The organism is Bradyrhizobium sp. WBOS07 (assembly GCF_024585165.1).
GTDB classification, from domain to species: domain Bacteria; phylum Pseudomonadota; class Alphaproteobacteria; order Rhizobiales; family Xanthobacteraceae; genus Bradyrhizobium; species Bradyrhizobium japonicum_B.
The window spans coordinates 4,955,860-4,970,580 of sequence record NZ_CP029008.1 but is presented as its reverse complement, the minus strand read 5'-3'; the positions used below and the strand labels follow the sequence as shown (position 1 = coordinate 4,970,580).

The window sequence follows — 14,721 nt, the reverse complement described above, 5'->3', positions numbered from 1 at the left end:
TTCGCATCGCCCCTGCGCTCACTGAACGACGTGAGCGAGACGAGATGACGCAGGCACAGCTCGCGCAGGGGACATCGCCCCTGCTCGCGGTTCGCGACGTCAGCGTCGTGTTCGGCGGCATCGTCGCGCTCAACGGTGTGTCATTCGACATGCACAAGGGCCAGATCCTCGGCTTGATCGGCCCCAATGGCGCCGGCAAGACCACGCTGTTCAACTGCCTGTCCCGGCTGTATCAGCCCTCGTCGGGCGACATCCTGATGGAGGGCGTCAGCATCCTGACGCGCCCGCCGCACCGGATCGCCGAGATCGGCATCGGCCGTACCTTCCAGAACGTGGCGCTGTTTCCGAATCTCTCGGTAATGGACAACGTCCGCGTCGGCGCCCATGCGAAGACCTCCAGCGACATCATCAGCGACTCCTTGAGGCTTGCCTGGGTCCGGCGCAGCGAGGCCAGCATCAACAGGAAGGTGCAGGAGATCCTCGCGTACCTCGGCCTCGAGGATGTCGCCCATACCGTCGTGTCCGGCCTGCCGTTCGGCACGCAGAAGCGCGTCGAACTGGCGCGCGCGCTGGCGGCGGATCCGAAGATCCTGCTGCTCGATGAGCCGGCCGGCGGCCTCAACCACGAGGAAGTCTACGTGCTCGGGGACCTCATCCGCAAAATCCGCGACGAGCGCCACATGACCGTGCTGCTGGTCGAGCACCACATGGGCCTCGTGATGTCGATCGCCGACCACGTCGTCGCGCTGAATTTCGGCAAGAAGCTCGCGGAAGGCACCCCCGCCCAGGTGCAGGCCGACCCCGACGTCATCAAGGCCTATCTCGGGAGCAAGGACCAATGACGCCACTGCTCAACGTCAAGGACCTGCGCGCTTATTACGGCCAGGTCCAGGCGCTCCACGGCCTGTCCTTCTCGCTCAACGAGGGCTCGCTGACGACGCTGCTGGGCGCCAACGGCGCCGGCAAGACCACCACGCTGCGCGCGATCTGCAACATGGTGCGCTCCACCGGCGGAGTCGAGTTTGAAGGCAAGCCGCTCAACAACCGCTCCACCGAGAGCATCGTGCGGTTCGGCATCGCCCACGTGCCGCAGGGCCGGGGTACCTTCACCAACATGACCGTGGAAGAGAACCTCCAGCTCGGGGCCATCACCCGCAAGGACAGCGCCGGCATCGTCTCCGACATCGAGCGCATGTATGCGCATTTCCCGGTGTTGAAGCAGCGCCACACCCAGCAGGCCGGCACGCTCTCCGGCGGCGAGCAGCAGATGCTCGCGGTCGCCCGCGCCCTGATGCTGCGGCCGCGGCTGATGCTGCTGGACGAGCCGTCGTTCGGCCTCGCGCCGCTGGTGGTGCGCGACCTGTTCGGCATCCTCAGCAAGATCAACCGCGAGGACAAGGTGTCGATCCTGGTGGTCGAGCAGAACGCCCAGCTCGCGCTCGAGCTCGCCGATCAGGCTTACGTGATCGAGACCGGCCGCATCGTGATGTCCGGCAAGGCCAAGGACATCGCGAACAACGAAGAAATCCGCAAATCCTATCTGGGTTACTGAGGGAGCCGGGACAATGGAACTGTTTACCAACCAGGTCCTGGCCGGCATCGCCACCGGCGCGATCTACGCCTGCATGGCGCTCGCCGTGGTCATGATCTACCAGGCCATCGACCATCTCAACTTCGCGCAAGGCGAGATGGCGATGTTCTCGACCTTCATCTCCTGGCAGCTGATGCAATGGGGCGTGTCCTACTGGGCCGCCTTTGTGATCACGCTGGCATTTTCCTTTGTCGCCGGCATCGCGATCGAGCGCATCCTGTTCAAGCCGCTCGCCAAAGCGCCGGTGCTGACCAACGTCGCCGGCTTCATCGCGCTGTTCGCCATCATCAACTCCTCGGCCGGCCTGATCTGGGACTTCACCATCAAGCAATATCCGACCCCGTTCGGCTCCTCGCCGTTCCTCGGCAGCCAGCTGATCTCGACCCACCAGGCCGGCATGATCGGCGTCACGATAGCGCTGCTGCTCGCGCTGTATTTCTTCTTCCAGTACACGCGGATCGGTCTTGCGATGCGCGCCGCGGCATCGGTGCCCGAATCGGCCCGCCTCGTCGGCATCAACACGAGCTGGATGATCGCGCTCGGCTGGGGCATGGCGACCGCGATCGGCTCGATCGCCGGCATGCTGATCGCACCGGTGGTGTTCCTGGAGCCCAACATGATGGGCGGCGTGCTGATCTACGGCTTCGCCGCCGCGGTGCTCGGCGGACTGTCGAGCCCGTTCGGCGCCGTGGTTGGCGGCTTCCTGGTCGGCGTGTTCGAGAATCTCGCCGGCACCTACATCCCCGGCGTCGGCAATGAGCTGAAGCTCCCGATCGCGCTCGCGCTGATCATCTCCGTCCTGGTCGTCAAACCCGCTGGCCTGTTCGGCCGGCACATCGTCAAGCGAGTTTGATCATGAGCGCAGCAGAAGAAGTCGTCGCCGAAGGCCACGAGGCGGTCGAGGCGGTTCCGAAGCGGGCCATGACGCTGGGCACCGGCACCTCGCTGGTGGTGCTGGCGGCGCTGTTGCTCGTGCCGATGTTCGTCAAGAACTTCATCATCTTCCAGATGACGATGCTCCTGATCTACGGGCTCGCGGTGCTGGCGCTGAACATCCTGACCGGCGGCTCCGGCCAGTTCTCGCTCGGCCAGAGCGCTTTCTACGCGGTCGGCGCCTATACGTCGGCGGTGCTGATGGAGTACTTCAACGTCAACTACGCGCTGACAATTCCGGTTTCCGCCGTGATCTGCTTCGGATTCGGTTACCTGTTCGGCAAGCCGGCGCTGCGGCTGTCGGGCATCTACCTGGCACTCGCGACTTTTGCGCTCGCGACCGCGATGCCGCAACTGCTCAAGCTGAACTTCCTCGAGCACTGGACCGGCGGCGTGCAGGGCCTCGTCGTCACCAAGCCGGACGCGCCGTTCGGCCTGCCGATGTCGCAGGACATGTGGCTGTACTACTTCACGCTCGCCGTGACGGTCGCGATCTACATCTTCTCGGTCAACCTGCTGCGCTCCCGCTCCGGGCGCGCCTTCATGGCGATCCGCGACAACGAGATCGCGGCCTCCTCGATGGGTGTCAACGTCGCCTTGTACAAGACGCTGGCCTTCGGCGTGTCCGCCGGCATCACCGGCGTCGCCGGCTCGCTCGGCGCCATCGCGGTGCAGTTCGTGGCGCCCGACAGCTACACCATCACGCTGGCGATCTCGTTGTTCCTCGGCATGGTGGTCGGGGGCGTCGGCTGGCTGCCGGGCTCGTTCGTCGGAGCGGCCTTCATCATCTTCGTGCCGAACATGGCGGAGAGCATCTCCAAGGGCCTTTCCGGCGCGGTGTTCGGCGTGCTGCTGTTCCTGGTCATCTATCTCGTGCCCCATGGTTCAAGGCAGATCGCGATCCTGGGCCAGCAACTCGCCGGCAAGCTCAGAAGAAACTGAAACACCCGAAGACTGTTGTTTAAACGAAGGAGACCGAATTGCGATTTGGAAGAACACTGCGAGCCGCCGCGCTGGTCACGGCAACGGCGGCCACTGCCCTCACCTCCGGCGCTGCACTCGCCCAAAAGAAATACGACACCGGCGCGTCCGATACCGAGATCAAGATCGGCAACATCATGCCGTACAGCGGTCCGGCATCGGCCTACGGCATCATCGGCAAGACCGAAGAAGCCTATTTCAAGATGATCAACGACAAGGGCGGCATCAACGGCCGCAAGGTCAACTTCGTCACCTATGACGACGGCTATTCGCCGCCGAAGGCGGTCGAGCAGGTGCGCAAGCTGGTCGAGAGCGACGAAGTTCTGGTCGTCTTCAATCCGCTCGGCACGCCCTCGAACAGCGCGATCCAGAAGTACCTCAACTCCAAGAAGATCCCGCAGCTGTTCGTCGCTACCGGCGCTACCAAGTGGAACGATCCGAAGAACTTCCCCTGGACCATGGGCTGGCAGCCCTCCTACCAGAGCGAAGCGCAGATCTACGCCAAATGGCTGATGAAGGAGAAGCCCGACGCCAAGATCGCGATCCTCTATCAGAACGACGATTTCGGCAAAGACTACCTCAAGGGCACCAAGGACGGCCTCGGCGCCAAGGCTTCGTCCATGATCATCATGGAAGAGAGCTATGAGGTCTCGGAGCCTTCGATCGACGGCCACATCGTCAAGATCAAGGCGGCCAATCCCGACGTGCTCCTGATCTACACCACGCCCAAGTTCGCGGCGCAGACCATCAAGAAGACCGCCGAGCTCAGCTGGAAACCGCTGCAGATCCTCACCAACGTGTCGATCTCGGTCGGCAGCGTGATGAAGCCGGCCGGCTTCGAGAATGCGCAAGGCGTGCTGTCGGCGGCCTACGCCAAGGATTCGACCGATCCGCAGTGGGCCAACGACCCCGGCATGAAGAAGTGGAACGAGTTCGTCGACAAGTACATGCCCGGCGCCGACAAGTCCGACACCAGCATGGTCTACGGCTACGGCGCTGCTTCGACCCTCGCCAAGGTGCTCGAGATGTGCGGTGACGATCTCACCCGCGCCAACATCATGAAACAGGCGGCTTCGTTGAAGGATTTTGCGCCGGACACGCTCCTGCCCGGCGTCAAGATCAACACCAGCCCGACCGACTTTGCTCCGATCGCCCAGCTCCAGATGATGCGCTTCAAGGGCGAGAAATGGGAACTGTTCGGCGAGATCATCAGCGGCGACGTCAAGACCGAGTGACGCTGAGCCAATAGTCCGAACCCGAGAAGCCCCCGCGAGCGATCGCGGGGGCTTTTTGTTGACGTCACGCGTCAATCTTGTTCAATGCGGCGCCGATCCAACTCGGGGTGGGAGAATGATGACTGCCGTTCGATGTCAGGTTGTGGCGCTTGCCGCAGTCATGTTGTGCACTGCAATGGGCAGCCCGTCACTGGCGCAGAACAGATACGACACCGGCGCCTCCGATACCGAGATCAAGATCGGCAACATCATGCCCTATAGCGGCCCGGCTTCGGCCTATGCCGCGATCGGCAAGGTCGAGGAAGCCTATTTCAACAAGATCAACGCCGAGGGCGGCATCAACGGCCGCAAGATCAAGTTCATCTCCTACGACGACGCCTATTCGCCGCCGAAGACGGTGGAACAGGCGCGCAAGCTGGTCGAGAGCGACGGGGTGCTCTTGGTCTTCGGCTCGCTCGGCACCTCCACCAACAACGCCATCCGCAAATACATGAACGAGAAGAAGGTGCCGCAATTGTTCGTCGCGAGCGGAGCCTCGAAGTGGAACGACCCGAAGCAATATCCCTGGACCATGGGCTGGCAGCCGAGCTACGCCAGCGAGGCGCGCATCTACGCCAAGTACATCATGAAGGAGAAGCCGGACGGAAAGATCGGCGTGCTCTACCAGAACGACGATTTCGGCAAGGACTATCTGAAGGGGTTGAAGGACGGCCTCGGCGCCAAGGCCTCGATGATCGTGCTGCAAGAGTCCTACGACACCTCCGAGCCCGCGATCGACGAGCACGTCGTGAAGCTGAAGGCCTCGGGCGCCGACGTCTTCATCAGCATCACCACCCCGAAATTCGCCGCGCAAGCGATCAAGAAGGCGGCGGAGATCAACTGGCATCCGGTCCACATCATCTCCAACGTCTCGGCCTCCGTCGGCGGTGTGATCGAACCGGCCGGCATCGAGATATCCCAGGGCATCCTGTCGGCGACCTACACCAAGGACAGCTCCGATCCGCAGTGGAGTGCCGACGACGGCATGAAGAGGTTCTATGACTTCCTCGCGAAGTACGATCCCAAGGCCAACAAGCTCGAAGCCGGCGTCGTGTACGGCTATGCCGCCGCGCAGACGATGGTGAAGGTGCTGCAGATGTGCGGCGACGATCTCACCCGCGAGAACGTCATGAAGCAGGCGGCTTCCCTGAAGGATTTTGAACCCGACACGCTGCTGCCCGGCATCAAGATCAGCACCGCGCCGGACAATTTCGCCCCGATCGAGCAGCTGCAAATGATGCGCTTCAAGGGCCGGAAATGGGAGCTGTTCGGCGAGGTCATCTCCAGCGAGATGGGGCATTGAAGCCGCACCAGGGCGCAATTGAAAATAGCCTTGATCTCACAAAACAACCTCTGCGCAGCTGAGTGACGGCCCGCTTCATCTCGCGCGCCGGAATATTCCGCATCCCCTCGAAAAAGAAGCACCTCGCCGCGATGGCGCCGGCGGGCGTTCTCCTTGCTGGGCGCCCGAGAAGGGTATTCAATGCGTATCGGAGCGGCGCGCAATGATCGCTCCCAACAAGAACAATCGACACATTCAAACCGAGCTAGGGAGAGCAAGATGCCTGCAATGCATGTGCGATTGGGGGCCTTTTCGGCCGCCCTCGTACTGGCTGCCACCCTGTCCACGACAGCGTTCGCGCAGAAGAAATACGACACCGGCGCCTCCGATACCGAAATCAAGATCGGCAACATCATGCCCTACAGCGGACCGGCTTCCGCCTACGGGGTGATCGGCAAGACCGAGGAGGCGTATTTCCGCAAGATCAACGCGGAAGGCGGCATCAACGGCCGCAAGATCAACTTCGTCTCCTATGACGACGCCTATTCGCCGCCGAAGACGGTGGAGCAGGCTCGCAAGCTGGTCGAGAGCGACGAGGTGCTGGTGATCTTCAATCCGCTCGGCACGCCACCTAACTCGGCGATTCAGAAATACCTGAATCAGAAGAAGGTGCCTCAGCTGTTCGTCGCCACCGGCGCCACCAAGTGGAACGACCCGCAGAACTTTCCGTGGACGATGGGCTGGCAGCCGAACTACCAGAGCGAGACGACCATCTACGCGAAGTATATCCTGAAGAACAAACCCGACGCCAAGATTGCGGTGCTCTATCAGAACGACGATTACGGCAAGGACTATCTGAAGGGCTTCAAGGACGGACTCGGAGCCAAGGCAGCCTCGATGATCGTCATCGAGGACAGCTATGAGGTCTCCGAACCGACCATCGACTCGCACATCGTGAGATTGAAGGCCACGGGCGCCGACGTCTTCATCAACATCACCACGCCGAAATTCGCGGCGCAGGCGATCAAGAAGAACGCCGAGCTCGGCTGGAAGCCGCTGCATTTCCTCAACAACGTCTCGGCCTCGATCGGCAGCGTGATCAAGCCCGCCGGCTTCGAGAACGCGCAGGACATCATCTCTTCGCAATATTTCAAGGACCCGACGGACGCCCAATGGAAGACCGACCCGGCAATGACCGCCTGGAACCAGTTCCTGGACAAGTACTATCCGGAAGCGAACCGCGCCGACGCCTCGGTGATGTACGCCTACATCGTGAGCCAGGGTCTCGTTCACGTGCTCAAGGCCTGCGGCGACAATCTGACCCGCGAGAACGTCATGAAGCAGGCCGCCAGCATCAAGGACTACGAGCCGGCCGGCCTGCTGCCCGGCATCAAGGTCAACACCTCGGCCACGGACTTCGCGCCGCTCTCGCAGGTGCAACTGATCCGCTTCAAGGGCGAGCATTGGGAGCGATTTGGCGAGATCCTGAGCGGGGACGTCGGCGGTTGACCTTAACCAGCCGCTAAAGATGTCGTCTCAATCGACGAAAGAATCAGCCCCTGCGGCTTTGCCGCAGGGGCTTTTCCTTGAAGCTTTCGAGCAAATCGTATTGAATTGCGGCCGCGTCACCAAGAACCATCAAGCCAAGAACAAGGACGCGCACATCAAGAAAAATAGGGAGATTGGAATGCCTGCTGTTACCGGCAAGATTGCCGCTGCGTCACTGGCGCTTGCGCTCTTTGCGGCTACGACATCCACCGCATCGGCCCAGAAGAAATACGATACCGGCGCGACCGACACCGAGATCAAGATCGGCAACATCATGCCCTACAGCGGACCGGCCTCCGCCTACGGCGTCATCGGGCGGACCGAAGCCGCCTATTTCAAGAAGGTCAACGACGAGGGCGGCATCAACGGCCGCAAGATCAATTTCGTCTCCTACGACGACGCCTATTCGCCGCCCAAGACGGTGGAGCAGGCGCGCAAGCTGGTCGAGAGTGATGAAGTCCTGCTCATCTTCAACTCGCTCGGCACGCCGCCGAACTCGGCGATCCAGAAATACATGAACTCGAAGAAGGTGCCGCAGCTGTTCGTCGCCACCGGCGCCACCAAGTGGAACGATGCGCAGAATTTCCCCTGGACGATGGGCTGGCAACCCAACTACCAGAGCGAGACGCAGATCTACGCGAAGTACATCATGAAGGCGATGCCGAACGCCAAGATCGGCGTGCTCTACCAGAACGACGATTACGGCAAGGACTACCTGAAGGGCTTGAAGGACGGCCTCGGCGCCAAGGCCGCCAGCATGATCGTGCTCGAGGAAAGCTACGAGACGTCGGAGCCGACGATCGACAATCACATCGTCAAGCTGAAGGCGTCCGGCGCCGACGTCTTCGTCAACATCACCACGCCCAAGTTCGCGGCGCAGGCGATCAAGAAGATCTCCGAGATCGGCTGGAAGCCGACCCACTTCCTCAACAACGTCTCTGCCTCGGTCGGCAGCGTGATCAAGCCCGCCGGCTTCGAGAATTCGCAAGACATCATCTCAGCCGCCTATCTGAAGGACGTGTCCGACCCGCAGTGGAAGGACGACGCCGGCATGAAGGCCTTCCTGGAGTTCATGGCGAAGTACTTCCCTGAAGGCGACAAGCTCGACGGCGGCACCGTCGTCGGCTACGGCGTGGCCCAGACCCTGGTGGAAGTGTTGAAGAAGTGCGGCGACGACCTCACGCGCGCGAACGTCATGAAGCAGGCGGCGAGCCTGAAGGACTTCCGCACCGAGGTGCTGCTGCCCGGCATCAAGATCAACACCGGCCCGACCGACTTCGCACCGATCAGCTCGCTTCAGCTCATGAAGTTCAAGGGCGAGAAGTGGGACCTGTTCGGCGACGTGATCAGCGCCGACGCCGGCGGCTAGCCCCGCGCCCCTTGCAAATGCCACGCCCCCTGCGCCGACCGCGCAGGGGGTTTTTGCTTGCGCGCCGATCATGATGACGCGATTGCACAATCGAATAATGGCAGCGGCCGCTTACGCTTTTGCGCCCGATGCGATAGGCATGTGAGCGGCGCGTGACCCGCCAGCTTGTTCCGTCTGCTCAAGGCCTTTCGTGATGACCGATCGACGCCCCCTGCTCCGCGCACTCTATGATGCCGCCGTCGCCGCGGCCCATCCCAATGTGGTGCTGGCGCCGCGCTTGCCGCCCGCGCCGAAAGGACGCGTGATCTGCCTCGCCGCCGGCAAGGGCGCAGGCGCCATGGCTGCAGCGGCCGAGCGGCATTATCTCGACACGCTCCGGCTCGCACCGGAACGCCTCGTCGGCATCGCCACCACGCGCCACGGCTACGGCGTGCCGACGCGCCGGATCCGCGTGGTCGAAGCCGGTCATCCCGTGCCGGACGAGGCCGGCCTGAAGGGCGCCGCCGACACGCTCGCGCTCGCAGGCGAGGCCGGGCCGGACGATCTGCTCCTGGTGCTGCTCACCGGCGGCGGCTCGGCCAACTGGATCGCGCCGAGCGAGGGCATCAGCTTCGCGCAGAAGCAGGCGGTCAACAAGGCGCTGCTGCGCTCGGGCGCGCCGATCGGCGAGATGAACGTCGTGCGCAAGCATCTCTCGCGGATCAAGGGCGGACGTCTCGCCCGCGCCGGCAAGGATGCCGCCGAGATCGTGACGCTCGCGATCTCGGACGTGCCGCATGACGACCCCTCCGCAATCGCCTCCGGCCCGACCGTGCCCGATCCGACCACGCTGGCGGACGCTCGCGCCATCGTCGCGAAATACAAACTCGACATCGACGACGCCGTCCGCCGCGCGCTCGAAGATCCCGCCAACGAAAGCTGCAAGCCCGACGACGCCGCCTTCGCGCGCGCGCGTTTCGAATTGATCGCGCGGCCCAAGCAGTCGCTCGATGCCGCGGTAAAGCTCGCGCACGAATCCGGCTACGAGACCATCGACCTCGGCGCCGACCTCGAAGGCGAGGCGCGCGAGGTTGCCGCCGCGCATGCCAGACTGGCGCTGGACGCGCGCGCGCAAGGCAAGCGCCTTGCGATCCTCTCCGGCGGCGAGCTCACGGTGACCGTGCGCGGCCAGGGGCGCGGCGGGCCGAACCAGGAATACGCGCTGGCGCTCGCCAACCTGCTCAAGGACACGCCGGACGTTTCGGCGCTGGCAGCCGATACCGACGGCGCCGACGGCGGCGCCGGCCACCCCACGGACCCCGCCGGCGCGCTGATCGACGCGGCGACGTTCGCCAGGATGAAGGCGCAGGGACTGCAACCGCAGCAATATCTCGACAACAACGACGCCACCGCATTCTTCGAGGCCACCGGCGACCTGCTGCTGCCGGGCCCGACGCTGACGAACGTCAACGACATCAGGGTCATCCTGGTGGATTAGGGCTCGCCCTGTTCGACGCAACCGCGGCTTGGCCCAACCGTGATCGCTTCCACAAGGCCGCTGCTGTTCCGTGCGGAAGCAGCGGATGCAGGACATTCGCAACAAGGGAGCGTGAGCGGCCTAGCCTTTGCCGCCGACATGCTCCAGCAGCGCGAGCAGGCCCTTCAACAAGTCCGTCGGTGACGGCGGGCAGCCCCCGATGTGCAGATCCACCGGGATCGTCTCGGATACGCCGCCGACGCAGGCGTAGCTGCCTCTGAACATGCCGCCATCGACCGCACAAGCGCCGACCGCGACGACCCATTTCGGATCCGGCGTCGCGTTGTAGGTCCGCTCCAGTGCTTCCCGCATGTTCTTCGTCACGGGCCCCGTGACCAGCAGCACGTCGGCATGGCGCGGCGAGGCGACGAAGCGCAGGCCGAAACGTTCGACGTCGTAGAAGGCGTTGGAAAGCGCGTGGATCTCCAGCTCGCAGCCGTTGCAGGATCCGGCATCGACCTCGCGAATGGCGAGAGAACGCCCCAGCCGGGCCTGGGCAGCGCGGTCGACTTTCGCTGCAAGCTCCGCCAGCGCCGAACCATCCGGCGCCGGAGCGGGCTCCGTGAGCGAACGATGGGTGAGGCTTTCGAACAGCGTGTTGCGCATGGCTTAGAGGTCCACGCCCGAATAGGAACAGTTGAACGACTTGTTGCACAGCGGGAAGTCGGCGATGATGTTGCCTTCGATCGCGGTTTCCAGCAGCGGCCACTGGAACCACGAGGCGTCGCGCAGGTGGCAGCGATCGATACGCAACTCGCCATCGAGCCGCAGCCACACCAGAACGTCGCCGCGGAAGGCCTCGGTGAGCGCCATACCTTCACAGGCACCCCCGCCGCTCCGGGCCGGCAGTGCGGTCTCGAGCCCGCCCGGCCCAAGCCGGTCGAGAATCTGCTCGATCAACGCGACGCTCTGCTCGACCTCGCGAATTCGGATCCAGACCCGCGCATTCACGTCACCGGCCTCCAGCACCGGCACCTCGAACGACAGCGCGTCGTAGGGCCCGTAGGCCAGCGCCCGCCGCGCATCAAAATCGCGGCCCGAGGCGCGGCCGACATAGCCGCCGGCGCCAAACCGGCGCGCATATTCCGCCTTCACGATGCCTGTGGTGACGGTGCGGTCCTGCAGGGACGCCGTATTGTCGTAGAGCTCGATCAAGCGCGGAAACACCTTGCGCAGCTGGGCGACCAGCGCGCGTAGCGCGGACACGCCGTCCGGCGCAATGTCACGCCTCACGCCACCGGGCACGATGACGTCCATCATCAAGCGATGGCCGAACGCTGTGTCCGCAGCGCGCAGGCAGCGCTCACGCAAGACGCCGGTCTGGGCATGCATCAGCGCGAACGAAGCGTCGTTGCAGATGGCCCCGATGTCGCCCAGATGATTGGCGAGCCGCTCCAGCTCCGCCATCAGCGCTCGCAAAAGCGTCGCTCGCCTCGGCGCCTCGATCTGCAGTGCCGCCTCCACGGCACATGCGAAAGCAAAGGCGTAGGCGACGGTGCTGTCGCCGGAGGCGCGGCCGGCGAGCTTCGCGGCGGCCTCGAGGCTCGCCCCCTGCATCAGCGCCTCGGTGCCCTTGTGGGTGTAGCCGAGCCGCTGCTCCAGCCGCACCACATGCTCGCCGTTGGCAGTGAAGCGGAAATGGCCGGGCTCGATGATCCCGGCATGGACCGGGCCGACCGCCACCTGGTGCAACGCCTCGCCCTCGGCCGGCAGGAACTGGTACGGCCGCACATCGCGCGATGCGTTGCCGCCGGAGAGCGGGTAGGATTGGCCCCAGGCACCGTGATCGAGCCATGGCCTCAAATCGTCGGCAGCGGTTGGAACAAGCCCGAACAGGTCATGGATGGTCCGCTCCAGCCGAAGCGCCGGCGGATGGCGGTTGGCGACGCTTGGAAATGTGCCGGCCGGACACTCGTAGGTGACGACCGCGATCGCGGCCGAGCCTGCATCGCGCATCGCCATATGCACCGCGGTCGGCTCGCCCCAGAAGCCGAGCAGTGTGAGCTCCCCGTCGGCGAGCCGATCGATCGCCGCCTGCCAGCCCGCCTCCGTCACGATGGCGCGCGGCCAGGGCCGGTGCGACGGCACCGCTTTGACATGGGGGATGCTGTCGAGGATGCCCATCGCCTATCCCAGCAGCTTCGCGACGTTCTGGAAGCCGGTGACCAGCACCGGCGGCAGATAGATGCCGGCCATCAGCACCAATCCGAGGTGCGTGAACATCGGCACGTAGGAGGCTTCAGCGGGCGCGGTCTTGCCCTTGGGCTCGCCGAACATCACCACGCCGACCCGCAGGAAAAGCCCGCCCAGCGCGATGATGATGCCGAGCACCAGGATCACCGTCAGCCAGGGCGCGCGGGCGAATGTCGAGCTCACCACCAGAAACTCGCTCATGAAGATGCCGAACGGCGGCAGCCCGACGATGGCGACCACGCCGAGCATCAGGCCCCAGCCGAGCACGGGGTTGGTCGTCGTGAGGCCGCCGATATCGGCGATCTTCTGTGTGCCCTTGACCTGCGCGATATGGCCGACGGCGAAGAAGATCGCCGACTTGGTCAGCGAATGCATGGCCATGTGCAACAGGGCCGCGAAATTGGCGAGCGGGCCGCCCATGCCGAAGGCGAAGACGATGATGCCCATATGCTCGATCGAGGAATAGGCGAACATCCGCTTGATGTCGCGGCGCCGGTACAGCATCAGCGCGGCGAAGATCACCGAGGTCAGGCCCATGGTCACCATCAGCGGACCCGGCGTGATCGCCTCGGAATTGACCGCGAGCATCATCTTGAATCGCAGCAGCGCATAGAGCGCGACATTGAGCAGCAGACCTGACAGCACCGCCGAGATCGGCGTCGGGCCCTCCGCATGCGCATCCGGCAGCCAGGCGTGCAACGGCGCAAGCCCGACCTTGGTGCCGTAGCCAAGCAGGAGGAAGACGAAGGCGACGTTGAGCAACGCCGGATCGAACTGTGCGGCGTGCTTCACCAGCACCGTCCACACCATGCCGTCGAGCCCCTCGCCCACCGCGGGGCGCGCCGCCATATAGACCAGGATGGTGCCGAACAGCGCCAGCGCGATGCCGACGCTGCCGAGGATGAAGTATTTCCACGCGGCTTCCAGCGCCTCATGGGTGCGGTAGATACCGACCATCAGCACGGTCGTCAGCGTTGCCACCTCGACCGCGACCCACATCAGGCCGATATTGTTGGCGACGAGCGCGAGGTTCATTGCGAACATCAGCATCTGGTACATCGCGTGATAGAAGCGCAGGAAGGCCGGCGTCAAGCGCCCGATCTCGATCTCGTGGTGGATGTAGCTCGCGCTGAAGACCGAGGTCGTGAAGCCGATGAAGGTCGTCAAAACTATGAAGACCTTGTTGAGGTCGTCGAGCAGCAGATATTGCCCGGACGTCGGCTCGATCACGAACAGGGACACCGAAGTGAGGAAGGTCGCGAGCGCCGCGACGATGTTGAGCTTCGCCGCCAGCATGTAGCCGGGCAGGACCGCGAGCAGAGCGGCGGAGACGGACGGGATCAGCAGGATCGCACCGAGCGCATCGATCGTCATCGCCGCTCTCCCCGGAAGCGATCGAGCGCCTGTACGTCCACGCTGTCGAAGCGCTCGCGGATGCGGAACAGGAATATCCCGATCACGATGAAGGCGATCAGCACCGAGAAGGCGACGCTGATCTCGACCACCAGCGGCATGCCCTTGGCTCCGGTTGCCGCCAGCACCAGCCCGTTCTCCAGCGACATGAAGCCGACGACCTGGCTCACGGCGTTGCGTCGCGTAACCATGATCAGGAGCCCCAGCAGCACCACCGACAGCGCGAAGGCGAGGTCCTCGCGCGCGAGCGCGTCGGCGCCCGGCGTCACCCGCAACATCACCACCATCGACAGCGCGACGAGGCCGATCCCGGCCATCATCGTCAGCCCGATGCCGATCACGTTCTCGATCTCGCGGTGGATACCGAGCCGCTTGATGATGCGGTGCAGCGCCACGGGGATGATGATGGCCTTGAAGACCAGCGCGATCAGCGCCGTGATATAGAGGTGCGGCGCGTGCTGCACATAGGCCTGCCAGCCCACCGACAGCGCCAGCACGCCGGCATGCAGCGCATAGACGTTGAGCAGAGCATAGAGCCGATCCTGGTAGAGCATCATGAAGCTCGCCAGCACGAGGGAGCCGGCGAGCAGATGGGCGATGTCGAATTGCAGGCTGCTCATC

Annotated in this window: 13 protein-coding genes; 9 read left to right on the top strand and 4 right to left on the bottom strand. The window is 63.9% G+C overall.

The genetic code is table 11. The features are described from left to right. Positions 1 to 44 precede the first annotated feature (44 nt). The 9 genes from DCM79_RS23700 to DCM79_RS23660 all read left to right on the top strand — a co-directional run bounded on the left by DCM79_RS23700 (position 45) and on the right by DCM79_RS23660 (position 10,455). The gene (locus tag DCM79_RS23700) at positions 45 to 842 is read left to right on the top strand and encodes an ABC transporter ATP-binding protein (RefSeq protein WP_257176593.1); all 798 of its coding nucleotides are present in this window, start codon (positions 45 to 47) and stop codon (positions 840 to 842) included. Then, positions 839 to 1,552 (top strand): ABC transporter ATP-binding protein, encoded by a 714-nt coding sequence (locus tag DCM79_RS23695; protein ID WP_028138571.1) that lies wholly within the window; start codon positions 839 to 841, stop codon positions 1,550 to 1,552. Before DCM79_RS23700 ends, DCM79_RS23695 begins: the two co-directional genes overlap by 4 nt. A gap of 13 nt (positions 1,553 to 1,565) precedes the next feature. Next, positions 1,566 to 2,444 carry a branched-chain amino acid ABC transporter permease gene (locus DCM79_RS23690; RefSeq protein WP_257176592.1) on the top strand — a complete coding sequence of 293 codons (879 nt, stop codon included), beginning with the start codon at positions 1,566 to 1,568 and terminating at the stop codon, positions 2,442 to 2,444. Between the two features lie 2 nt (positions 2,445 to 2,446). Then, entirely contained in the window at positions 2,447 to 3,466 is a 1,020-nt protein-coding gene (locus DCM79_RS23685; RefSeq protein ID WP_257176591.1) for a branched-chain amino acid ABC transporter permease, read from the top strand. A 38-nt stretch (positions 3,467 to 3,504) separates the two neighbouring features. Further along, complete coding sequence (locus DCM79_RS23680) at positions 3,505 to 4,740, top strand: ABC transporter substrate-binding protein (RefSeq protein ID WP_257176589.1); 1,236 nt, start codon at positions 3,505 to 3,507, stop codon at positions 4,738 to 4,740. 118 nt (positions 4,741 to 4,858) lie between these two features. Beyond that, positions 4,859 to 6,082 (top strand): ABC transporter substrate-binding protein, encoded by a 1,224-nt coding sequence (locus tag DCM79_RS23675; RefSeq protein ID WP_257180830.1) that lies wholly within the window; start codon positions 4,859 to 4,861, stop codon positions 6,080 to 6,082. A gap of 258 nt (positions 6,083 to 6,340) precedes the next feature. Continuing rightward, positions 6,341 to 7,570: an ABC transporter substrate-binding protein gene (locus DCM79_RS23670; RefSeq protein WP_257176588.1), complete on the top strand. Its 1,230-nt coding sequence runs from the start codon at positions 6,341 to 6,343 to the stop codon at positions 7,568 to 7,570. A gap of 178 nt (positions 7,571 to 7,748) precedes the next feature. Beyond that, positions 7,749 to 8,978, top strand: coding sequence for an ABC transporter substrate-binding protein (locus tag DCM79_RS23665; protein ID WP_257176587.1), 1,230 nt, complete (start codon positions 7,749 to 7,751; stop codon positions 8,976 to 8,978). A 193-nt stretch (positions 8,979 to 9,171) separates the two neighbouring features. Then, positions 9,172 to 10,455, top strand: coding sequence for a glycerate kinase (locus tag DCM79_RS23660; protein WP_257176586.1), 1,284 nt, complete (start codon positions 9,172 to 9,174; stop codon positions 10,453 to 10,455). A 120-nt stretch (positions 10,456 to 10,575) separates the two neighbouring features. On the opposite strand, the gene DCM79_RS23655 is transcribed toward DCM79_RS23660, so the two are convergent. The 4 genes from DCM79_RS23655 to DCM79_RS23640 are packed head-to-tail and all read right to left on the bottom strand — an operon-like array spanning position 10,576 to position 14,720. Continuing rightward, on the bottom strand, positions 10,576 to 11,100 hold the full coding sequence (locus DCM79_RS23655) for an NADH-quinone oxidoreductase subunit B family protein (RefSeq protein ID WP_257176585.1): 525 nt from the start codon (positions 11,098 to 11,100) through the stop codon (positions 10,576 to 10,578). A gap of 3 nt (positions 11,101 to 11,103) precedes the next feature. Further along, a complete protein-coding gene (locus tag DCM79_RS23650) occupies positions 11,104 to 12,618 on the bottom strand; it encodes an NADH-quinone oxidoreductase subunit C (protein WP_257176584.1) in 1,515 nt (504 codons plus the stop codon). A gap of 3 nt (positions 12,619 to 12,621) precedes the next feature. Next, positions 12,622 to 14,061 (bottom strand): hydrogenase 4 subunit F, encoded by a 1,440-nt coding sequence (locus DCM79_RS23645; protein ID WP_257176583.1) that lies wholly within the window; start codon positions 14,059 to 14,061, stop codon positions 12,622 to 12,624. After that, positions 14,058 to 14,720, bottom strand: a complete 663-nt coding sequence (locus tag DCM79_RS23640) for a hydrogenase-4 component E (RefSeq protein ID WP_257176582.1) — start codon at positions 14,718 to 14,720, stop codon at positions 14,058 to 14,060. The genes DCM79_RS23645 and DCM79_RS23640 overlap by 4 nt, the downstream gene beginning before the upstream one ends. Between the last annotated feature and the right edge of the window lies 1 nt (position 14,721).